General features: G+C 37.7%; 24 protein-coding genes. 10 read left to right on the top strand and 14 right to left on the bottom strand.

The window, feature by feature from the left end; translation table 11 throughout:
* Nucleotides 1-4 precede the first annotated feature (4 nt).
* The 8 genes from HCH28_RS08215 to HCH28_RS08250 all read right to left on the bottom strand — a co-directional run bounded on the left by HCH28_RS08215 (nt 5) and on the right by HCH28_RS08250 (nt 8,342).
* Complete coding sequence (locus HCH28_RS08215; RefSeq protein WP_221680560.1) at nt 5-931, bottom strand: TIGR03943 family putative permease subunit; 927 nt, start codon at nt 929-931, stop codon at nt 5-7.
* Nucleotides 932-942: 11 nt separating this feature from the next.
* Nucleotides 943-1,941 (bottom strand): permease, encoded by a 999-nt coding sequence (locus HCH28_RS08220; protein ID WP_221680561.1) that lies wholly within the window; start codon nt 1,939-1,941, stop codon nt 943-945.
* A 520-nt stretch (nt 1,942-2,461) separates the two neighbouring features.
* Entirely contained in the window at nt 2,462-4,123 is a 1,662-nt protein-coding gene (locus HCH28_RS08225; protein WP_221680562.1) for a methyl-accepting chemotaxis protein, read from the bottom strand.
* Complete coding sequence (locus tag HCH28_RS08230; RefSeq protein ID WP_221680563.1) at nt 4,120-5,106, bottom strand: BMP family lipoprotein; 987 nt, start codon at nt 5,104-5,106, stop codon at nt 4,120-4,122. The genes HCH28_RS08225 and HCH28_RS08230 overlap by 4 nt, the downstream gene beginning before the upstream one ends.
* A 242-nt stretch (nt 5,107-5,348) precedes the next feature.
* A complete protein-coding gene (locus HCH28_RS08235; RefSeq protein WP_221680564.1) occupies nt 5,349-6,617 on the bottom strand; it encodes a PTS ascorbate transporter subunit IIC in 1,269 nt (422 codons plus the stop codon).
* 33 nt (nt 6,618-6,650) lie between these two features.
* Complete coding sequence (locus HCH28_RS08240; RefSeq protein ID WP_004232490.1) at nt 6,651-6,914, bottom strand: PTS sugar transporter subunit IIB; 264 nt, start codon at nt 6,912-6,914, stop codon at nt 6,651-6,653.
* Entirely contained in the window at nt 6,911-7,369 is a 459-nt protein-coding gene (locus HCH28_RS08245) for a PTS sugar transporter subunit IIA (RefSeq protein WP_221680565.1), read from the bottom strand. The genes HCH28_RS08240 and HCH28_RS08245 overlap by 4 nt, the downstream gene beginning before the upstream one ends.
* 61 nt (nt 7,370-7,430) lie before the next feature.
* The gene (locus tag HCH28_RS08250; protein WP_221680566.1) at nt 7,431-8,342 is read right to left on the bottom strand and encodes a LysR family transcriptional regulator; all 912 of its coding nucleotides are present in this window, start codon (nt 8,340-8,342) and stop codon (nt 7,431-7,433) included.
* A 138-nt stretch (nt 8,343-8,480) separates the two neighbouring features.
* Here HCH28_RS08250 and HCH28_RS08255 point away from each other — a divergent pair, with 138 nt between their 5' ends.
* The 8 genes from HCH28_RS08255 (at nt 8,481) to HCH28_RS08290 (ending at nt 16,874) form a co-directional block, all read left to right on the top strand.
* A complete protein-coding gene (locus HCH28_RS08255) occupies nt 8,481-9,446 on the top strand; it encodes an ABC transporter ATP-binding protein (protein WP_221680567.1) in 966 nt (321 codons plus the stop codon).
* A complete protein-coding gene (locus HCH28_RS08260; protein ID WP_221680568.1) occupies nt 9,443-10,471 on the top strand; it encodes an ABC transporter substrate-binding protein in 1,029 nt (342 codons plus the stop codon). Before HCH28_RS08255 ends, HCH28_RS08260 begins: the two co-directional genes overlap by 4 nt.
* 57 nt (nt 10,472-10,528) lie before the next feature.
* On the top strand, nt 10,529-12,190 hold the full coding sequence (locus tag HCH28_RS08265) for an ABC transporter permease (RefSeq protein ID WP_221680569.1): 1,662 nt from the start codon (nt 10,529-10,531) through the stop codon (nt 12,188-12,190).
* Nucleotides 12,183-13,253 carry an MBL fold metallo-hydrolase gene (locus HCH28_RS08270; RefSeq protein WP_221680570.1) on the top strand — a complete coding sequence of 357 codons (1,071 nt, stop codon included), beginning with the start codon at nt 12,183-12,185 and terminating at the stop codon, nt 13,251-13,253. The genes HCH28_RS08265 and HCH28_RS08270 overlap by 8 nt, the downstream gene beginning before the upstream one ends.
* Nucleotides 13,246-14,052, top strand: coding sequence for a hypothetical protein (locus HCH28_RS08275; RefSeq protein ID WP_221680571.1), 807 nt, complete (start codon nt 13,246-13,248; stop codon nt 14,050-14,052). The genes HCH28_RS08270 and HCH28_RS08275 overlap by 8 nt, the downstream gene beginning before the upstream one ends.
* 157 nt (nt 14,053-14,209) lie before the next feature.
* Complete coding sequence (locus HCH28_RS08280; RefSeq protein WP_370635373.1) at nt 14,210-15,508, top strand: M48 family metallopeptidase; 1,299 nt, start codon at nt 14,210-14,212, stop codon at nt 15,506-15,508.
* Nucleotides 15,509-15,595: 87 nt separating this feature from the next.
* Nucleotides 15,596-16,414, top strand: coding sequence for a YitT family protein (locus tag HCH28_RS08285; RefSeq protein ID WP_221680573.1), 819 nt, complete (start codon nt 15,596-15,598; stop codon nt 16,412-16,414).
* Nucleotides 16,415-16,493: 79 nt separating this feature from the next.
* Entirely contained in the window at nt 16,494-16,874 is a 381-nt protein-coding gene (locus HCH28_RS08290) for an MmcQ/YjbR family DNA-binding protein (protein WP_221680574.1), read from the top strand.
* A gap of 39 nt (nt 16,875-16,913) precedes the next feature.
* Here HCH28_RS08290 and HCH28_RS08295 read toward each other — a convergent pair whose 3' ends face one another.
* The 6 genes from HCH28_RS08295 to HCH28_RS08320 all read right to left on the bottom strand — a co-directional run bounded on the left by HCH28_RS08295 (nt 16,914) and on the right by HCH28_RS08320 (nt 20,819).
* The gene (locus tag HCH28_RS08295) at nt 16,914-17,255 is read right to left on the bottom strand and encodes a GIY-YIG nuclease family protein (RefSeq protein ID WP_221680575.1); all 342 of its coding nucleotides are present in this window, start codon (nt 17,253-17,255) and stop codon (nt 16,914-16,916) included.
* 18 nt (nt 17,256-17,273) lie between these two features.
* Entirely contained in the window at nt 17,274-18,029 is a 756-nt protein-coding gene (locus HCH28_RS08300) for a DUF2087 domain-containing protein (RefSeq protein WP_221680576.1), read from the bottom strand.
* Nucleotides 18,030-18,164: 135 nt separating this feature from the next.
* The gene (locus HCH28_RS08305) at nt 18,165-19,040 is read right to left on the bottom strand and encodes an ABC transporter permease (RefSeq protein WP_221680577.1); all 876 of its coding nucleotides are present in this window, start codon (nt 19,038-19,040) and stop codon (nt 18,165-18,167) included.
* The gene (locus HCH28_RS08310; protein WP_221680578.1) at nt 19,040-19,960 is read right to left on the bottom strand and encodes an ABC transporter ATP-binding protein; all 921 of its coding nucleotides are present in this window, start codon (nt 19,958-19,960) and stop codon (nt 19,040-19,042) included. The genes HCH28_RS08305 and HCH28_RS08310 overlap by 1 nt, the downstream gene beginning before the upstream one ends.
* A 6-nt stretch (nt 19,961-19,966) precedes the next feature.
* Entirely contained in the window at nt 19,967-20,368 is a 402-nt protein-coding gene (locus tag HCH28_RS08315) for a DUF3021 domain-containing protein (protein WP_221680579.1), read from the bottom strand.
* A 1-nt stretch (nt 20,369) separates the two neighbouring features.
* Nucleotides 20,370-20,819, bottom strand: a complete 450-nt coding sequence (locus HCH28_RS08320; RefSeq protein WP_221680580.1) for a LytTR family DNA-binding domain-containing protein — start codon at nt 20,817-20,819, stop codon at nt 20,370-20,372.
* Between the two features lie 204 nt (nt 20,820-21,023).
* Here HCH28_RS08320 and HCH28_RS08325 point away from each other — a divergent pair, with 204 nt between their 5' ends.
* Together HCH28_RS08325 and HCH28_RS08330 are read left to right on the top strand one after the other, a co-directional pair.
* On the top strand, nt 21,024-22,052 hold the full coding sequence (locus HCH28_RS08325) for an AbrB family transcriptional regulator (protein WP_221680581.1): 1,029 nt from the start codon (nt 21,024-21,026) through the stop codon (nt 22,050-22,052).
* Between the two features lie 156 nt (nt 22,053-22,208).
* A complete protein-coding gene (locus tag HCH28_RS08330; RefSeq protein WP_004232534.1) occupies nt 22,209-22,349 on the top strand; it encodes an RAxF-45 family protein in 141 nt (46 codons plus the stop codon).
* The last annotated feature ends 30 nt before the right edge of the window (nt 22,350-22,379 follow it).

A 22,379-nucleotide genomic window follows, 5' to 3' on the forward strand; every position in this document is an offset into this window, starting at 1 on the left:
GTTGCTAGAAACTCATTCGAATATTAATAGGATAAAGATAAGGTGATTCGGGTTGTTCGATTGTTACCCAATCATCAATATGGATAATAGGTAAGCTTGCACCCTCATATGTTGTTTGACTAATTGTACCGACCGCTTCAATCCATGTATCTTCTGTGAGTGTAGGAGCGTCCGAAAACTCTGTCAGAAAGCCAACGATACTGGCATCGGCGACACAATGCGTAATAAGAAACCTTGAAATCACTAGTTGCTTTTCTGTAAAACTTTCTTCTTTTAAAACAAAGCCCTTCAACTGTATTTTCTTCCCTAAATAGTTAGCCAAATTTTGATTAATTTCCTCGTAATAGATCGTATAGTCCTCATCAGTCATTTTCAGCATAGATTGTTGGGATAACTGTTGCTTTAATTTGTCATATTGCTTTTTTGTCATTTCCTGTTTTTCTTCCATCAGTCTGGGATCAGCATCATGCTCATCATAGATGTTTTCATCAATCGTTTCATTTGAAGTGAGGTAATCCTCAATTTTAGTTGATCGGTTTTGCTGAGTGAGAATAAATGCACCACCCTTTTTATCAGCGATGGATGCATCTAAAATTTTTGCTGGCACGAAGAAGCCTGTCATTATTGGTGTCATAATAATGAGGTAGGCTATTATTTTTTTTCGGGTAAAGGCTGTGTGACCATGATCGTGATGGGAGCAGCATGCTTGTCCCGTTTGATCACATGAATGGGGAACCTTTGAAAAAGATATAACTCTTGTCACTTGAACAAGAAATAGTATAAAAAATAAAATGGCGGCTGTTTTACTCAGCCCTTCATATTTAGGGTTGATAAATTTTGCTAGTTCTCCGGTCCAATGCAGGTTGGCAATCATAGCCGAAAAGGCGAGTAACATTAAGGCTCTTAGCGCTTGTTGAACGTGAAATTTCATGGTTTTCCCCCTTAGAGATACGCTGAAAGAATCCATATACTAATGTAGACAACTATAGCCACTAAGGCGATTAACCAAAAAACAAATTTTAAACGAAATACGCTCATCAACATAATGGTATTTTTCAAATCGATCATAGGGCCAAAAATAAGAAAGGCCAGAATGGATGGGGTGGAGAAAATGGCACTAAAGGATGCACCAATAAAGGCATCTGCCTCAGAGCAAAGTGACAGAATGAAGGCTAAGCCCATCATAACTAGAATGGAGGAGGGTTCACCTTCTCCAATGGCTACAAGTGTTTTGGTAGATACATAGGTTTGTACAAAGGCAGCTAAAAATGCCCCGATAATTAAGTATTTACCCATATCAAAAAATTCATCGATGGCATGTTTGACCACATTTAATAATTTGGTGAAGAAGGATATCTGTTGACTAGAGGTTGTTAATGAGTAGGGCTGTAAAGTGCTCTTAAATTGGGAGCCTTTAAAAAATAAACTGATAAGTAATGCTACTACAATAGCGATGACAAAGCCAACAAGCATTCGAAGGCTCGCTATTCTTAAATCATTTCCAAATGCCATATAAGTAGAAAGAATAACAACGGGATTAATAAGTGGACCAGTTAACATAAAGCCTATAGCTGCATGTATAGGTACACCTTTGACAATCAATCTTCTAACAATCGGAACAATCCCACATTCACAGGCTGGAAATAATGCACCTACAAGACAACTCATGATAACGGCCATCACAGGGTTTCGAGGAATCCACCTTTGGATATGTTCCTCTGTTATAAAAATCTGAATAAAGCCAGCAATCAGTATTCCAATTAAGACAAATGGTAATGCTTCAATTAAAATACTTAAAAATATCGTATTTAAATTGAGTAGAGAGGAACTAAGGTCGTTTAGTGCTGAAACATTGAATAACAGTAGTGGTAGCATGCCTATGAATAGAATGAAGAGCAACCAAAAATTCAATACATATTTGGAAAAATGGAGACGTTCCACATAGACCTCCTTAAAGTGTAATGGTTACGTTTTAATTTAAGGTATGACATAGATGATATTGTTAGTACTTCAAAAAAGGAAAGAGAAAGTAAAAATTGATACCTACCATCTTTTTACTTTCCCTCTATATCGAATTATTTATGAGAATACTTAGTTCTATATTGTTTAGGGGTAATCCTAGAAAAATGTATCTTTTTAGCAAAGATTTTCCCTGTTCTTTTTTTGAAGGGTGGTGTCATTCATCACTTCTCCAAATTGAAATAAGAGCCTATTCTTACTCTAATTATACAAATCATGGCTATTTTGTTTTCTACAGCTAGTGCGAAAGATAAGATTTGCAGAAATGTTGATTGGAGTAAAGCGGCTCAACGGACGCCTCCTGGAAAGGACGCTGGCGGAACGGAAATCAACCCCTCACCTTGCTAAAAGGTTTTTTCTGTTAGAGACAGAGCTTTTTTAACAACATGAAGAAGTCCAGTGAAACTTTTCACTGGATTTCTTTAGGTAATGAATTAATATGCTATAGGGTGAACTTTTTGAGCTCATTCATCAATGTATCCGTCATAGCTTGAAGCTCGTCTATTTTAGTACTAATTTTTTGTAAGGATAGTAGCTGCTCTTGCGTTGATGCTGATATTTCTTCTGTGCCAGCAGCCGTTTCTTCTGTAATAGCAGAAATATTTTCAATAGTACTATTTACTTGTTGGCTCATTTCATTCGTTTGTGCCATTTCTTTTGTGAGATTTTGTAAATCGCGATAGATATTTGTTATGTGCATGGTAATAACTGAGAATGATTGTTCTGTTTCTACCATGGATTGAGATTGCTCATTTGATAGCAGATAACCTCGTTCAGCCGTAGTAAGGATGTGCGTAATGCCATCTTGAATATGCGAGACCATTGAGGTGATTAAATTCGTAGCATTCTCCGTTTCAGTAGAGAGCTTTTTAACCTCCTCGGCAACAATGGCAAACCCTTTGCCTGCTTCTCCAGCTCGTGCAGCCTCGATGGCAGCATTTAGGGCTAATAAATTTGTTTGGCTGGCAATCGTATGGACAGCATTGGCTGCGCCTTCAATTTCCGAAGTAAATTGAGAGAATTGAGTTACAGCTTCCTTAATATCAAGTGATGTCGTTGAAATATCCTTTGCAATGGAAGATTGTTTTTCTAATGAATATTGACCATTTTGAACAGCCTCCAGAGCTTGTTTGCCAGTGTCAGCAGATTGCTCACTTGTATGCATTACATCCTTAAATTGATCTGCCATAGTATTCATTTGGAGTGCCACTGATTGAATGTCTTCTGACATCGTATAGCTGCCTTTTGCTAATTCGTCGGTTGAGGTAGCGACTTGATTACTACTTTCATGAATATTGTTCATATGGCTCGTTACTTCTTGTGTAAACAAATTAACATCCTTTCCAATATAATCGATGGATTGTACGGTACTTTTTAAATTATTCATCATGTCTGCAAAGCTTTTTGTTAATTGATCAATCTCATATCGACTGTTAGCTTGATAGGAAAGGGTGGAGGTATCAATAGTTAAGTTTCCTGTTGCTGCGGCCTGTGCGCAATCTACAATCTGATTAATGGGTTTGGTAATTCTTTTCGCAGCCACATAGGAATAAAGTATCGTAGCAATAATTAATAGCACACTACCTATGATGGTAGTGGTTGTAATGAAACCTATTTTTTGCTTCGTTACTTGGATCATTTCTTGATACCATTCGTTTGTTTCTTTTTTGAGCAAATGCATATCGTTTAAAATTCCTTTAATTCGGATGGACTGCTTTTTAATTTCAGAGCGATTGTTTTCTTGAAACCCGCTTTCAGTCGCCTTTTCTAGATTTTTAAATTTACTAGCTATTTTTTCGACGATTTTCTGATGTTCAGGTAATCTCGTTAGAGAGGCTAATGCCTCTAAATTACTTTTTGTTTCTTGTAAAATAGCGAGCGCTTCATTTTTATTGGCCTCACTATCTAAGTAGGTAAAATTATTTAAAGATTGACTGGCAACAACTAAGCTTTGCTCTAGTTCTTTTACTGCAAGTAAAAGTTTCGTATCATCCTGTGCTGTTGTTTGGATCGTAAATGTTTGTAGGATAATAAAGCCAATCATAGCCATAGCCAGTACGATTGGAATCAATGTGTTCATAAATAATTTCTTACGTAGTGTCACTGGTCATTCCCCTTTTCCGCAGTAACTTTTATCGTACCTGAAATAATGGCTTCTTTGGCTTTTTCGATGGCTGTCTGTTGCTCAGCTGTCAGTTGAATTACACGAATATCTGCTAGTCCCACACCTTGATCCGCTAAACCTAATGCAAAGGATTTTTCCTTAATTTTTCCATTTTCGACTAATGTCTTTGCAAGTTGATAGACGGCAAGGTCAACATTTTTAAGCATGGATGTGACAACTGTTTTTTCTGCAACAAAAAACTGATCGATATCAACACCCGCTGCATAGATCCCCATTTCCTCGGCCTTTTTTATCGCCCCAAAGCCAGTAAAGCCTGCTGCATGGTAGATAAAATCAACGTTATTTTTGATATACCTTTCTGCTATTGCTGCACCAGCCTGGGTATCGTCAAAGGTACCAGCATAATCACTCATAATTTCAATCGATGGCTCTACATAACGAGCTCCTTCGATAAAACCATTTTCAAAATGGTGGATAACAGGAGCATCTGCTCCACCAATGAAGCCAACTTTTCCTGTTTTGCTTGTCATAGCGGCAATCATCCCAACTAAAAAACTACCTTCTTGTTCTTTAAAAGTAATTGATATGATGTTGTCAATTTCAGATTGTCCGTCAATCAGTATAAATTGCTGAGAGGGATTTTGTTTCGCTGTCTTTTCTAGTGCTTCTTGCACAGAGAACCCGAGACCAATGATGATATCATATTTTTCTGCTACAAGCTCATTCAGCTTTTCCTCGTATTTACCATCAGGAGCCTCTTTGTAATCAAACAAAATACCTAGCTCATCGCGCGCCTTTTCTAAGCCTTTAAAAGCAGAATCATTAAATGATTCATCTCCTAGTCCTGCATCTGATAGTAAAATCCCTATCTTATATCCTTTCGTTGATGTTTCTGTCGGTGCTGAGGAACAGCCTGCTATCAACAGTGTGATCAAAAGAAAGCTAGTGATTAATTTCTTCAAATTATGTGTACCTCCTGTTGTGTATAAAATATATATCGGCAAAAACTTAATATTTTTAGTCTGATGTCAGACATCCGTAAAAATAAATTTTTTAGCATGTCTAAGAATAATGATTCATTTCTATATACATAATAAGTTAATAATATAAAGCAAGATTACTAATAAAAGGTTTCCGTAGCACTTCTTCTATGTACAGTACTATAAAAGCCTAACGAAAATAGCGTTAGGCTTTACTACATGTTCTAAACAGCGCCGAATAATTTTAATAAATTTATAATAATAATGCCAATTACCCCAAAGTCTGAATCGCCGAAGGTTGTGCCCTCATAACCAATGTCTCCCATAAAGATAAGGAGTATGGCTGGAATAAAGCTAATTAATAAACCATTGGCAAAGGCTCCGGACATCGCACCAATTCTACCACCAGTAGCATTTCCAAAGACACCCGCCGCAGCACCTGTGAAGAAATGTGGAACAAGACCTGGCACGATGACTTTTAGTCCGATGAAGGGGAGAATAAACATGGAAACCAGTCCTGCTATAAAACTAAAAATGAAACCAATAATAACGGCATTTGGTGCAAAAGGGAAGATGGTTGGACAATCAAGTGCTGGTTTTGTGTTTGGTACAAGTTTATCTCCAATGCCTTTGAAGGCTGGAATAATTTCAGCAATTAACATCCGTACACCTGCTAAAATAATATAAACACCTGCTGCAAATGTAATCGCTTGCATAATAGCGAAAATAATAAAATTAGAGCCTGCAGATAATTGAGTCTCAATATAGGAAGGGCCAGCGAAAAGGGCAACAATCACAAAGAACACACTCATTGTTAAAGAAATAGCAACGGAGGTATCTCGTAAAAAGCCTAATGATTTCGGAACCTGTATATCCTCTGTGGATTTCATTTTATTACCAAAGAGCTTACCAATCTTTGCTGAAACATAATAGCCAACACTGCCAAAGTGACCAACAGCAAAGTCGTCACTACCTGTTATTTGTCGAACTGTCGGCTGTAAAATGGCAGGGAACACGACCATACAAAGCCCAAGAATAATAGACCCGACAAGAATAAGAGGTGTACCACTCATCCCTCCAACTGACAATGAAGCAGCGATTAAACAAGCCATAAATAATGTATGATGTCCAGTTAAAAAGATATATTTTAATGGCGTAAATCGCGCAAATAGTAGATTCATAATCATACCAAATACCATGATTAATGCAGTAGCTGTACCAAAATTAGTCTGAGCAGCTGCCACGATGGCCTCATTGTTGGGAATGACTCCCTGTACTTGAAAGGCATGATCAAACATTTTACTAAAATGATCTAAAGAGCCAATCAAGACAGTGGCACCTGCTCCGAGGATGACGAAGCCCATTATCGTTTTTAATGTACCTGACAGAACAGTGGAACTTGATTTTTTTTGAATGAGTAAACCAATAAAAGCGAATAGGCCGACTAATATAGCTGGTGTTCCTAAAATGTCATGCATGATAACATCTAACATACCAACACCTCATCCTATCCAAATTTTTAATGCTTAAAGCAATGGTTCAAGCTTTTCTTTTATTTCTGAAATACTCATCATATTTACGATGCTCACAATGATTCCTTTGTCTTTCGCTAATTCATTCACGATATCTGCTGCCCCTAAATAAATATCTGCTTTCTCCGCCTTGGCCGACGCTAAATCTGTATGCGTTACCTCTGCATCTTTCCCCAATACTTCTAATGCTTTTTTAACATTCAATTCTAAAATAAAGCTACTTCCTAAACCGCTCCCACACACGACTAAAATTTTCATTCTGTTGACTCCTTTGTCGTATATTGTTTGATTTTCTCCCATATCATGTCCGCATGTTGACAGGCGATTAGGTCATCAATCTGATCGGGTTCTTGTAAGACTAATGCCAAATCAGCCAACACCTGTAGATGTGAAGCATTGTCAATGGCAGCTAGCACAATCAGTAGGTAGACAGGCTGATTAGGGCTAAAAAAAACAGGCTTTTGTAATCGTAGCAAGCTTATGGCTAGTTCAAGAACCCCATCAGATGGCCGTGCATGAGGAATGGCTACTTTGGGTGTGATGACAACGTAAGGACCATAATGTTCAATAGATAGAATCATGGCTTCGACATAGCGCTGTTCAATTTTGTGTTGTTGTACTAATGGGCTAGCCGCTAAATGAATTGCTTCTTGCCATGATCGGACAAAGTTTGCAAGCTGTATACAATCTTTTGTCAACAGCTTGGTTAGCAAGGACAACCCTCCTTTCATAAAAATATCTTCCCATTCCATGTTATTACGACTGTATGTGGAATTATGTCATCGTAGAAGACATTTTTAATTGCTTTGCTATTTCATAAACCGACACTTTGACAAATTCATCCATTTTATGGTCTAAGCGCGTTTTCGGATAAATCAATTGAATTTTTCTATTCAGTGTTACATCATGTAGATCTTTCTTCATCAGTACACCTGATTTTAATTCTTCTTCTATTAAGGAAACAGATAGAAACGCCAAGTTTTTGCCAAAGGTCAGCATCTTTTTAATCGTGCTCACAGAATCTAGCTCAATTGTGTAAATAGAAGGCTGAAATGGGTCCATCCACTTTTCAATGAAGTGATTCGTGGAGCTAGAGGATGTATGCAACAATAGCTTGTACTTAAGAATATCTTCTTTGGTGATGTCGTTTTGTGCTGCTAGCTCGTGAGATGGGCTAAATGCCAATACAAGTGCATCTTCACCGATAGTTTCGTACTGAAGTAAAGGATTTTCCTGCTTAGTCTCCATGATGAGCCCGAAATCTAATTCTTGTAGTGCTACCTTTCTTTCAATTTCGGGTGCTGTTTTTACTTCTAGTGAAATGCGAATCTCAGGATAGGTCGTTGAAACTTGATGAATTAAATCTGGCATAAAAATATGGGCAGGTAAGCCACTCGCCCCAAGTCGTAATGAACCGATATGGCCTGCTAAAAGATTTTCAATAAAACGATCCATATCCTTTTGAAGTTGAACCATTTGACGAGCGTAATGATACACACCTTCGCCCGCTTCTGTTAAACGATATCCTCCTGCATTTGTTCGAAATAAACGAATACCGTATTCCTCCTCTATAGAGCGAATATGAAAGGATACGGTGGGGGCTGTAATGCCAAGTGCTTTGGCGACAGGGGCTAATTTTTTTAATTCTACAAGTAAGCAAAATGCCTGTAATTTACTATTGTTCATTTTATCCTCCTAAAGGAAATTAGAAAAAATCTTGTATTTGCTTTAGTTTATTAGATTTTTTTTAACGTGTTATTAATAGTAGATTAATATTTTCTAAATATCTGGAATTTATAGTTGTAAGTAACGAGGAGGATACTTATGAAAATCTCATTAAAAAATATCGAGAAAAAATATGGGCAGTTTCAAGCATTATGGCCGATTGATGTGGAGTTAGATCAGCAATTTATTACGATCCTAGGACAATCAGGCTGTGGCAAAACAACCTTATTAAAGTTGATGGCTGGTCTTGAACAACCAACAAAAGGAGAAATTCGATTTGATGACACCGTCATTTATTCTTCGGCGTCTCGTAAAAATGTCAAACCAAATAAGCGTAATATTGCCATGGTTTTTCAAGATTTTGCTCTATGGCCACATATGACCATCTTCCAAAATATTGCCTTTGGCTTAAAGGGCATTATTCCAAAATCAGCTATTCCTGAACGAGTCGAGCATGTGATGCGATTGGTAAAAATGCAAGGCTATGAGCAACGAAAGCCAGGTGAATTATCGGGTGGACAACAGCAACGAGTGGCATTAGCAAGAGCTTTAGCAACCAAACCGCAATTGATTTTATTTGATGAGCCTTTATCTGCTCTTGATGCTGTTCTAAGAGAGCAAATGCAAGATGAAATTATGCACCTCATTCATGAGCTTAATTGCCAAGCCATTTTCGTAACACATGATCAAACAGAGGCTATGACAATGTCTGATCAAATTATCGTTATGGAGGCAGGAAGAATTGCTCAAATTGGCTCGCCTGAGGAAATTTATCGTGCTCCGGCAACGCCCTATGTGGCAGATTTTATTGGCAAAGTGAATTGGCTTCACAATCGACAATCAATTGTGCGACCTGAAGGTGTTTCGAGAGTATCGCGTCCTGGGACGATTGCTAAACAAGCGCAGATTGTGAAAAGTACATTTGTTGGCGATCGTTATTTAGTACAAGCACAGGTAGAAGGACAGTCTTGGAGCTTTTATGAGAAGCAGCCATTAGAGCATGGAAAAAGATTGCAAGTTTTTATTGATGAAAAACAAATCTATCAATTGGAGGGTTTACATTGAAGAAACGACATTTTAAATTATGGGCAACTGCTGGCATTTTATTGACCTTAGCATTAGCTGGCTGTGGTAATAAAGAGGCAAAAGAGACGAATGAAGCAAGTGCAAAGACACAGGAGGAGGAGAAAGTACTGACAGTGTATTCTGCTGGGCCAGATGGTTTAGCTGCAAATATTCAGCAAGCATTTGAAGAAAAAACAGGGATTAAAGTGGAAATGTTTCAAGGAACTACGGGTAAAATTCTCTCTCGTTTAGAAGCGGAAAAAAATAATCCTGTAGCTGACATTGTTGTACTTGCCTCTGTTGCCTCAATGGATGGGTTAAAAGCAACAGATCAATTGCAAAGCTACGAAGAGGCTAAAAACAAGGACAAAATCAACAGTGATTGGTCGGATCAAGATGGATATTTTTATGGCTACAGTGCCTCTGCTTTAGGGATTGCCTATAATACGAAAAATACGACACAGGCGCCTACGGATTGGTCTGATTTAGCAAAAGCTGATTGGCATAATAAAATTAATATTCCCGATCCAAGTCTGTCAGGCTCTGCTGTTGATTTCTTATTTGGTTACACAGCAGCAGAAAAAACAGCTTGGAGCACGATTGATAGTTGGAAGAAAAATGGCTTACAAGTCAATGGTGCGAATAAAGAAGCCTTGGATGCGGTTATTACAGGCGAGAAAAATGCCACGATTGCAGGTGTAGATTATATGGCTTATAAAGCAAAAGCAGACGGTGAGCCAGTGGAAATTATCTATCCGACGAGTGGGACAGTGGTTAGTCCAAGAGCAGTAGGTATTTTAAAGGATGCGCAACATGTAGAATCTGCGCAAGCCTATGTTGATTTTTTATTGTCAGATGAAGGGCAAAAGCTAGTAGCAGATGCTTACTTATTACCAGGGAATAAAGATATTGCTGTGAAAAATCGTGCAGCATTAGATGAGATTCCACAGTTAACAGTTGATTGGATGGGTGCGGAAGCGAAACAGCTGGAAGTACTAACAAAGTTTACGGATTTATTTCGTTAAATAAAGGGAGGTTGATATACCTCCTTCTAGTTTTCAGAGAGAAGGGTTGAAATCGTCATGATAATGGAAGGAAGACGAGCTTTTGGATTTTTACTGACAATTGTCATCATATTTGCTATCGCTCCGTTGATGGCCATTTTATTTTATACCTTTATAAAAGAGGGACATGTTGATATATCACAGTTTAGTCGATTGTTTGCACATGATAGACTATGGAAAACGCTTGGAAATTCGATGGTTTTAGGGGTTTTCGTGATAATTGGGACAACAATTATCGCATTACCTATGGCTTTCATTCGCACGAAAACAAGTTTATATCAATATGAATGGCTTGATATTGTGTTAACGATTCCATTTATGACACCTCCCTATATTGGTTCAATGGGCTGGATTTTGTTTATGCAGCACAATGGTTTTTTACAGCAGCTTATTCCAAGTGCTGCTTGGATGACAGATTCCTTCTTTTCCTTATTTGGCATGGTAGTGATCATGAGTCTACACCTGTTTCCGTTTTTGTATTTAATGCTGAAAAATACATTGCTTCGCATAAATGGTTCATTTCTAGATGCAACGCTGATTTTTGGGCGAAGCTCTTGGCAAAATTGGCTAAAGGTTGTGTTACCCCTTTTACTTTCAAGCTATGTTTTGGGAAGTCTGCTTATTTTTATTAAGACGCTTGCTGAATTTGGAACGCCAGCTACATTCGGCAGTCGGATTGGGTTTCAAGTGTTTACAACCGAAATTCATTCCTATTTATCAAGATGGCCAGTCGATATTCGCATGGCAACCTCGCTATCCTTATTCTTATTGTCTGTTTGCTTAGTCATTTGGTATTTCCAGAATCTCATTGGACGCAAGTATACATATGGTGTGCTATCAGGAAAAACGCCTGCTAGACGTGAGATCAAAGATAAATGGTATATAAAAACAGCTTCGTGGACTTTTGTAGGGCTTGTCCTATTATTATCGATCGGCATTCCTTATTTCTCTATTATCGTGACCTCTTTGCAAAAGGTTCGGGGAGATGGTTTACAGGCAGGGAATTTCAGTTTGGCTTCTTATCAAGAGGTTTTCACCAGTGGAAGTGCAGGATTGACAGCATTTTTAAATAGCATCGTTTTTTCTATCATGACAGCCTTGATAACCGCCATAATAGGTTTATTCATCGCTCTTTATATTAAAAAAGGAGAAACTAGAAAGCAGCAAATATTAGACTTCTTTAGTTTAATGCCTAATATTATTCCGGGGATTGTCTTTGTTGTAGGTTTAATTATGTTTTGGAATGCTCCTTGGCTTCCCGCAACAATTTATAACACAAAGGCAATGGTAGTAGTCACATACTGTGTACTGTTTTTACCTTATTCGGTGCAGTATATAAAATCTTCTTTTTCACAATTAGATGCCTCTATTTTTCAATCAGCTGCTATTTTTGGGCGTAGTAACATTGCGGTTTACCGTCGTATCATCCTACCACTTTTGATGCAGGGTATTTTAACAGGAATGATGATGACTTTTATTATATCAATGCGAGAGCTTGTAGCTGGCCTTTTAATTTTGCCACCATCCGTAGAGACTGGGGCAACCTTTATCTATAGCCAATTTGAGCAAGGTAATGTAGGAGTTGGAATGGCAGTAGCTGTTATAACCGTCCTTATGACTGTCATTTTTATGTTGCTATTGGGTTGGCTGCAAAAACGAGGAGGGCAGGCAAATGCTTAGTGTTGAAATTTTAGGTGGTGTAGGCGAATATGGGCGCAATTGTTTTTATATTGAAAATCAGAGACAGGCCATTTTATTGGATTGTGGCATTATGAAAAATACACAAAAAACGCCACCAAATATTACATCTAATCATATTGAAAAGCTAGCTGCTGTCTTTATTTCTCATTCACATATTGATCATGTGGGGGCATTGCCATTACTAAAGAACATGGGCTATACCGGACCGATACTAATGAGTCATACAACTGCTCAGCAGCTTCCACTGCCTATTCCACAAATCCGAACTTTCTATCCAGATACGATTGGAAAATGGATAGAGGTCAATGAATATCTTGCCTTTCAATGGGGATATAGTGGGCATTTAATTGGAAGCGTGTGGTACAAAATTCGTTTCTTTGAGGAAATGATTTTTTTCTCTGGTGATTATGTAGTCGATTCGTATTTATTAAAGGCGACCTTGCCAGAGGGGGATGGAACGGTTTATGATGTAGCGCTTATTGATAGTGGACATGCGGAAAAATGCATTCGAAATCTTGAGGTGTTACAGCAAATGGCTATGTATGTAAAGGCTCATCCCAATCATTCATTTATATTCCCCTCCTCTTTTTCGGGCAAAACAGTCGATATTATGACGTATCTTTCCGAACATACAACTCGAGCAATTAGGGTAGATGCCAAGCTACAACCTTTATTGGCGTATTATGATGAAGAACATGAAAATATTTGGCCGAATAAAGTGATGCTTTTAGAACGACTCAAGCAAAAACAGGACAGTGATCATGTACTGTATTTTGTCTCAGAGCAGGATGAGGCTCAAGTGGAGGCGCTTGCAAAGGATGATCCTACGGCAATTTTTGTTCATACAGGCTATTCTCGTCATGCTTACAATCCAGCTAGCTTAAAGCATATCTCTGAGGAATTCTTCTATAAAACACATCCAGACTATTGGGATATAGTGGCACTGTCGCAGAGACTTCGTGCACGACAAACGATCTATTTTCATAGTACACATACAAATTTAACAACAACATTTCCGAAGGAGGAATTAAAGCGTGACTAAACTAAAAAAATGGGCATTTTATCTGTGTGTCTTGGGCTTGATGTTGATTAGTATGATAAGTGTGAATACAACACAAGCGCAAGCAGCCATTGAGCCAGGCCATGAAATTAAATTCAATATTAAACCTGAGATTTTTAAGGAATCAACTATTTTCCAGGTTTTTCAAGCAACTAAAAAGGATGATGTAAAAGTTTATTTTTATGATACGCTTGACCAATCGTTTCTCCATAAGGATTATATACATCGCTTACGTGTATATAAGGGTAGTAATAAAATGGATATAACCTACAAAAAGCGTTTTTTAAACACACCCTTAAGTGAAGCAATAGCAGAAACAATGAATCATGGTTTTACTGGTTCTGAGTCAAATTATAAGTTTGAGCTAGATATTAAGGGAGACCATCGTACATTTACGATTAGCCGGAAGGAATCCTTGAAGACTTCTGCTGAGGTCTCTTATGATTCAGTTGCTACAAATGTTGCGAAAAAACTCATTCTTGAAAATGCGCCAAAGAAAATTGTAAATTGGAATTCCGAAGCATGGTATAAAAATACGTTGTCTCAAGTTGTCGTATATGGGCCTGCTAATACTATGACCTATAAAGGAAGCTTTTTAGGACATGAAGCGGATATAGAGGTATGGCAGTACAAAGGAGACATTATGGTTGAACTTTCTACGAAGGTAGATGATGTGGCTCAAGCAGCTACTATAGAAAAGCAATGGTATGAGCAACTATTATCCACTGGCTATTTAAGCGCGGATCAACGAGGTAAAACGGCATTTGTTATGGATAAATGAATAGGACAATAATGATTTCGCCTCATATAGAAATGAGGCGAAATTTTTCTTTGGCAACAGAGAGATTAAAAAAGTAGGTCCATGTTTGTTCTAACTTTGATAATTTCGCTTACACTTACTATAGGACGAACTTTGGGTGATATGAGGGGGAAATAACATAGCGAAAAAAATGGGCATTGTTACACTACTACTTTTCGGTGTTTACGTGCTTTGTATGTACTGGTATATATTCCACAGCGGTGGTGGTAAAATACCAAGTGCCTTACAAGGAACGGCGGCAGATCCCGTGATGTTTATGTCTGGCAAGGAGCTTTTTTTAAGTGGTGAATATTCAAAAATACGGAACTTTGTATTCTTTGTAGCCACACCTTTAGAATGGCTGATCTACTTCTTGATTTTACTATTGGGCGTATCTCGTTATTTCGAAAAAGTGACGACCTCCCAAACGAAGTGGAAGCTGTTGCAAAATGCAGGTTACTTATTTTTATTATCTTTATTGCTGTATATTGTGCTATTCCCGCTTGATTATTATCGCTATCATCTTAGCAAAAGCTATGGCATTAGTACACAAGCATTTGCATCTTGGATGAAGGATGGTGTCATTGATTTTTGGGTGAATTTTGGCACTAGCTTGATTATTGTTACAGTGATTTATTGGTTCATTAAAAAGAGCGAAAAAAGATGGTGGCTCTATGCTTGGCTTTTAACTATCCCTTTTACAATCTTTGTGATGTTCATTCAGCCTGTTGTAATTGATCCTTTATACAATGATTTTTATCCACTAAAAAATAAAGAGCTGGAAACAAAGATACTTACACTTGCTACACAGGCGAATATTCCAGCAGAGCATGTTTATGAGGTCAACATGGCAGAAAAGACCAATGCCTTAAATGCTTATGTGACAGGAATTGGGAGCAATTCGAGAATTGTGCTATGGGATACTACATTAAATAGACTAACGGACAATGAAATTTTATTTATCATGGCACATGAAATGGGACATTATGTAGAAAAGCATATTTATTTTGGCATTGCAGGCTATTTATTCTTCATGTTAATAGGGCTATGGCTAACAGCGAAAATTATGCGTCGCTTGATTTTACGATATGGACAGGTTTTAAAAATTAATAAAATCAGTAGCATTCGTTCCTATCCATTATTTTTACTCATTACTTCTATTTTACTATTTGCTTCCAATCCAGTATCCAATTTTATATCGAGATATCAGGAAACGAGAGCCGATCAATATGCGATTAACCTTATGAATGATCGAGAAGCGGCTGTAACAGCATTTCAAAAGCTAACGATTTCAGGCTTAAGTGAAGTGAACCCACCACTTTTAGTGAAGTGGTTCCGTTATACACATCCACCGATGCTTGAGCGAATCTATAAAGTTGCGGATACCGGGGAACTTAAACAAAATATGCCTTTAAAGGAAGAACAGAAGAAAAAGTAAGAGGATAGGTTTTTCAGGAGAGTAAATTGGGTAGTCTATGACAAAGATGTATCAAAATTTGGTCGTTGATTGATAGGGGATAGCAATATGCGAAATGTGATTATAATTACACTTTCTTCCATTTTAGTGGCCTTTGCCTATAATTATTTATTGATTCCCCATGAAATTTTGAGTGGTGGGTTGAGTGGTATTGCCATCATGCTTGGGATTATTACCCCTTTGAATACAGGCGTGTTAAATTTACTGCTTAACCTGCCTTTACTGATTTTAGGTGTGATGAAGCTCGGCAAGCGATTTATTAGCTACACCATTCTTTCTGTGACTGTGTTGTCAGTGAGTTTATATATTATTCCAATACACAAAACGACACAAGAGCCGATCCTAGCGTCCTTATTTGGCGGTGTTATTGTAGGGTTTGCAATGGGCATGATTTTCCGAGCAGCTGGCTCCTCAGGGGGCTTTGATATTATTGCTATGCTACTTAGTCGGAAACGTGATTTTCCGCTCGGTACGTTAATTGCCGCTATGAATGGAATCGTAGTGGCTGCTTCTGGCTTTGTCTTTAGCTGGGATGCGGCGTTGTTAACCCTTGTGTCCATTTATGCAACTGGAAAAGTAGTGGATACAATTCATACGAGCCATATTAAATTAACGCTGATGATTATTACGAGTAAAGGGGACGAGGTCAAACAGCAGCTATTAGAAAAGCTACATCGTGGGGTAACGATTATCGATGCAAAGGGAGCGTATTCAGGCGAGGGTAGGAAAGTATTAATTACTGTTATTACGCGTTACCAACTAGCTGATGTGAAAAGCACGATTAAGGAAACTGATCCAAAGTCGTTTGTGAATATTTTACAGACGACGGAAGTAATCGGGATGTTTGATCGTGGTACAACTAAATAATGCTATTCTCTACACACGTTTTAGGTTATACTTACCATAATCGAACGTGTGTTTTTATTTGGGGAAGGGGAACGTAAAGATGGAAAAAGAAATAATTCATGCTTACTGTATACAGCTTCATGGAACAACGTATGACTACCAAGAGGAGTGGCAAGCAGATCGCTATCATATCGGTGGAAAAATGTATGCCATGCTTGGAGGAAATAGAACAGGTAAACCTGTTCTTACATTGAAATGTGAGCCTTCTCGAGCGGAGGAATTACGAGAAGCCTATGCAAGCATTATACCTGGTTACTATATGAATAAAACCCATTGGAATTCCATTTATATGGATGCTGAGGATGTCCCGATGGATTTGGTAGAGAATCTTATCCAACATTCCTATGAGCTTGTTTTCAATAAACTAACGAAGAAAGCACAGCAGGAAATTCAATTGATTGGCAATGCATCAAACAAGTAATGAATAGCGCATTTACCTTTTTGGCAAATGCGCTAATGACTAATTATAACCACGCTCACCATAAGGCTTTAGTGTCTCAAGCCATTTTTGCTCCAGCTTTTCGAGCTCTTTTTTTTCATCGAAATAGCCTTCTTCTTTTTTCTTTAAATATTCAACGATTTCCACCTCAAAAGCTTCTTGACCATATAAATTGTAATCTGCTTGAAGCTCCTTGTTCGTATGTGTATTGGTTTTTAGCATAAATTGAAAGCCATTTAAACGCTTTAAATTATTAAAGCTCCCCACAAAAACTTTGCCTGTTTGTGTATTGGTCATTGTAAAGACGCCAGCTTCAATTTTCATCTCTTTATACATTTCTTTTAACTCTTTTTTATGATCCATTATTATTAACCTACTTTCTTATTTTTTTACCCAATAGGCACTGCCATCTGCTTTCCGGTCAAGAAAACCGTATTCAATTAAGTAACGACGTATATGAACATAGTCTTCATACATCGGTTTAATCACTTCATTTAATTCTTTTTCAGTATAATGCTTTTCCTCGTCAAAAAGATTTGCAATTGCACGCAGTACTACAATTTTCTGTTTTTCGCGCTTTGGAAAGCGTACCAGTTCCTTGCCAACACCGTTTGGAAATAGCTTCTCTAATAATTGCTGTTCTTCCGTGAGGGTTACGTTATAGCGATCGTCAACCATAGTAGCTGTTTTATGAATAGGCACAAATGGTTCCTCCTTCTGATCTTGTTCTTTTAGTAACTCCATCATCACCATCAATGTTTTGGCTTGGCGTTCCTTTTCTTTTAAAGCAAAACGGTGATGGCGAATCGTTGTGGCGCTGCCAATCTCTAATTCTTCTTTTATCTCTTGATCTGATTTTCCCTCATAAAATAAGCGTAAAATATGACTTTGATGTTCTGTTAAGCCTGTCATTTTTTTATTGAGACCGTTTAAATAATGAAAAACAGAATGGTGAGCCAATGTAATATGGTGTTGCATCATTTTCTCTGCTTCATATAATAAGCCCTCTTGAGGATAAATAATGCCTTTTTCTACTTTTTCCCCACATAGTAGGCAGGTGAAGTGTGTCGCTTGATCGATATATCCCTTTTTAAGATCATCGATAGGAGCTTGCCAAAATAATTCATTTACATCCATTGCAACCCCTCCTTGATAAAACAAACGAATTTTAAATTTGTTTGTTATTTAATATTTAAAATAACAAATTGTTTGTTATAATGCAATAAAAAACACATCGTAAACTAAACGATGTGTAAAATTGTTGGCTCATATTTAGTTATATTTTCTCTTAAATAAGATCATAGATGCTAGAGAAAGAACTACAATTGTGCAGGCAATCACAATTAGACTTGTTGTGGAGCTAAGTATATGTCCATTTAGTTCATAAACAATGCCATAATTCATTTTATAATCTTCCACATAAGAAACGGGTACACCATCAAAAACATTTGCAATAGAGCTCTCCATAAATGCATTGCGTAATAATAGTGTTGTATGGCTAATTGGGAAGTACATGATTACATGTTGTGCAAAGCTTGGTAGAGCTCCAAGAGGTACATAAACACCACATAAAAATCCAAGTAATGTACCAACAATTGTGCCAAGTGTTGAGAAAGCATTTTGGGTCGACACAAATAACGAAAGAAATAAATTAAAAACACTTGCAAGCAAGACAGATAAAAACAATATGCTCAATACCTGAACAAAATCTCCGAAACTTAGAAGCTTACCTCCCGTTGTGACAATAAAGATTTCACAGCCGATGAGCGCGATAAAGGAAAAAATACAGCCGATAATAAATGCATTGAGCACATAGCTCAACTGAATGGTTGCACGAGAAAGGGGAGCTGTTAAAAAGTCGGCTTGTACCTTGGATTCTTGGTCTTTAACAGCGATACCATAGGCACCAAGTGTAGTCGAAACAGCAATCATGGAGAGTAAGCCTGCTACTAGCCATTCATTGACCATGGTGATCAATCCAGGTGTAGCTTCTGTTAGTTGTTCAATGGCATCTACCTGCATTTTTTGGAGAAAAACAGCGTACAGCACAATGACAATAATGACTGACAGTAGGGAGAAGAACACCTGTGTTTTATCCCGTCTAAAAATTTTGTTATTACGCAGAACTAAACTAAATAATGCTTCCACTATGCAACCTCCTCCTCTGCCATAATATGAAGAAAGACATCGTCCATTGATCCTTTAATGACTTCAAAGGAGGCGATAAGTGGCTCAGCTTTTTTTAAAAGGGGAAGTGCTTGTAAGGTAGAAGATAAACGGATGGTGTATATCCCTTGATTCTCTGTGTAGGAGACTGCATTTTCTTCAAGAAACTTTACACCCTCCTGTGCATTTTGAAAAACGAGAGCCATTGAATCATAGGCATATTTTGTTTTTAGTGCATCGGGCGTTCCCTGTGCGACAATTTTTCCTTTCTTTATGACAGTGACTTGGTGAGCGACTGCCGCTTCCTCCATATAATGGGTCGTTAAAAAAACAGTCATATTGGTTTCCAGTTGAAGCTGCTTAATTGCCTGCCAAACAAATTGACGTGTTTGTGGATCTAAACCCGTTGTAGGTTCATCCAGAAATAAAATACTTGGACGATGAATCAGTGCCCGAGCAATATCTGCTCGCCTTTTTTGTCCACCTGATAATGTTCCATATTTTTTCTTTTCAATATCCTCTAAATGCAAATAGGTGGAAACAAATTGATAGTTATCGGTAAGCTGTGTTTTCGATAAACCATATGTTTTCCCTCGATGGAGGATATTTTCACGTACAGTTAAGCGCTCATCTAATAGACTTTGCTGGAAAACGACACCAATAGATTTACGGATATCCGCGTTATCATTGCTTGCGTCGAGTGTGAAACCATTAATAGTTACTTGACCACTCGATTTTTTTAGTAAAGTACAAAGTATTTCAATCGTTGTAGATTTACCTGCACCGTTTTCACCTAAAAAAGCGAATAAGGTGCCTTGTTCGACTGTAAAAGAAATGCCTTTGACAGCTTGCTGTTTTCCATATTGTTTACATAAATTTTCAACTTTTATCGCAAACGTCATAAGTGTTTAATCCCTTCTCTTTTGAATTTCTTTATTGATTTTTTCAATATCATTTAATTGAAAAACATATAGAATACACCAAACAATCAAGTAAATAATGGCTTCCGCAATAAGTACATACCATACACCTGAATCAAACCAACTACCAAAATAGCCTGCTGTTAATACACATGCTGTCACCGCTACTAAGTGTAGAAGAATCTGAACTGTAAAAGGCAATTGCTCCATATCAAAAATGACGGATAGCAAACCAATGGCAATACCAAGAATGGCCGCGATAACAATTTGCTCCAATAATTCTGTTCCTGACGCCACCGCATTATTTGATAGGAGGCTAAACGTCACTAAGACATAAGAAGAGCTAAGGGAAATGAGTAGACCGATAATCATCATACGTAAATACTTCATGCTATGAATCCCTCCCAATACCTAAGTGTCTCTTTAATTCTTTTAAATATTTTCGGCTGACATGAATGGCTACGTCATTTTCAAGTAATAGCTGTGTAGTGCCGATTTTGCCCATTTGAATAGAGGATATTTTATGGATATTGACGAGTGTAGACTTACTCACGCGCACAAAATCTTTGGCTAGCTGAGCCTCAAGCTCATATAATTTTCGCTTGGACTCAAACTCTTGCTCATCTGTCTGTAAAAATACTTTGGCATCCTCTGCGTAAATGGAATAAATATCGGAAATTTTTAAGAGATGAATTTCTTGTTGGTCATACCCATCAAGCATCGTAGTTTGGGATGTTTGAAGCTGTCTCATCAATCTTTCAATTTGCTCATTATATTCCTTGACATGAATATGAACCTCAGTTTCCTCGAGCTCATGATTGATGGTTAAATGAATTTTCATAGGAGGCCTCCTTAAAAACGCTGAATCAGGTATTACTAATGTAGCATAGAAAATTTTAGCAAGGATAAATTGTTCGATAAGAGGTTTTATTTGATGGATAACAGGTTCTTTTTCAACGATAGCAAACAGCTCAAAAGTCGGTCCAGTAGAAAAAGCGGTTTATAAAGGTCATAATAGGCTTATCGAGTTGAAGGGGTTGCTACCATGTTTATTTTTGATAAGCATATGTTCATCACATTATGCATTGGTTTAATAGGTACTGTATTTTTTCAATTTTTCCATATACCGATGCCTTGGCTGTTAGGAGCGATTACAGCGGTGCTCATCGTGCAGCTATCCACCAATGTCCAATTAAAATGGCATCATTCTTTCCGCAATTTTGGTTTAGTCGTAGCAGGTTATTCTATCGGCTATGCCTTTACACCAGAAGCTGTACAGGACATCAAGCTTTTTTTAGGAAGCATGGTCGTGTTAAATATCATATTTATTTTGTTGTTTTTTGCGGTAAGTTTCCTTGTTGCCAAGCGTACAGATTTAGATTTTGCGACTGCCTTAACGTGTTGTGTTCCTGGGGGCATGTCGCAGGTTGTGGCATTTGCGGAAGAGCAACAAGAGATGGATATGGTGGTCATCACATTCTTTCAAATCCTTCGCGTTCTTTTAATCGTTGGCTTTGTTCCTTTAATGGTGGCAGGAGCAGGTGGCAATAGTTCTATGATTGATGGAACATACACATGGAACCTTGTTGGCATACTTGTGGTATGTGGTGGCGCAGGATGGCTAGCACAAAAGCTAAAAATTCCAACAGGCTATATGCTAGGCCCAGTGTTTTTACTAATGGGCATTAATATGGCAGGGATAGAAGTACCAAAATTACCATTATCACTTCTGCATATTGCTCAACTCATGCTAGGAATTTATATCGGATTATTATTGAAAAAAGAGGATTTACATTTATCGAAGAAGCATATCTTTTATGCGTTTGTTTCAGCGGGCATTTTTATAGGGGCAGCCTATGGTTTAACATTTGTGATGGCAGCGTTGTACAGCCTTGATTTTAGGACAAGCTTTTTAAGTATTGTTCCTGGTGGTCTTGATCAAATGGGGATTATTGCCGCTTCGGTCCATGCAAATGTCACGATTGTCACGGCCTTTCAGCTTTTTCGTGTACTAGTTGTCTCGATTTTCCTGGTGCCTGTGGTAAAAATGTTTGTGAAAAAAGTGAAAACATGAGGGGGGCTACGAATCAATCTCTTATGTTTTTCTTTGTGCGAATTTCGATCAAATAGAACTTTTGAATAATGATAAACGAACGTTAAAATTTCCCTTTCCAAATAATCCGAATAATGTTATGATAGCCATAACTACTATGAACGGAGGTGAGAAGGAATGAATAAAAACGCTACGAAAACATGTGTAAAAGTGGATACGGCTATGTATTTTGCACGTGTGATTACTTTCGATTTTGCGAACAACGGGATAGGTCTGTCCATTTTTAAGCAAAATCAAATAACAAACGTAGCGAATTAACCATTCTTTTTCACACATTTAATTGAGAAG

It is taken from the genome of Lysinibacillus sp. K60, from assembly GCF_019731275.1.
GTDB classification, from domain to species: Bacteria; Bacillota; Bacilli; order Bacillales_A; family Planococcaceae; genus Lysinibacillus; species Lysinibacillus capsici.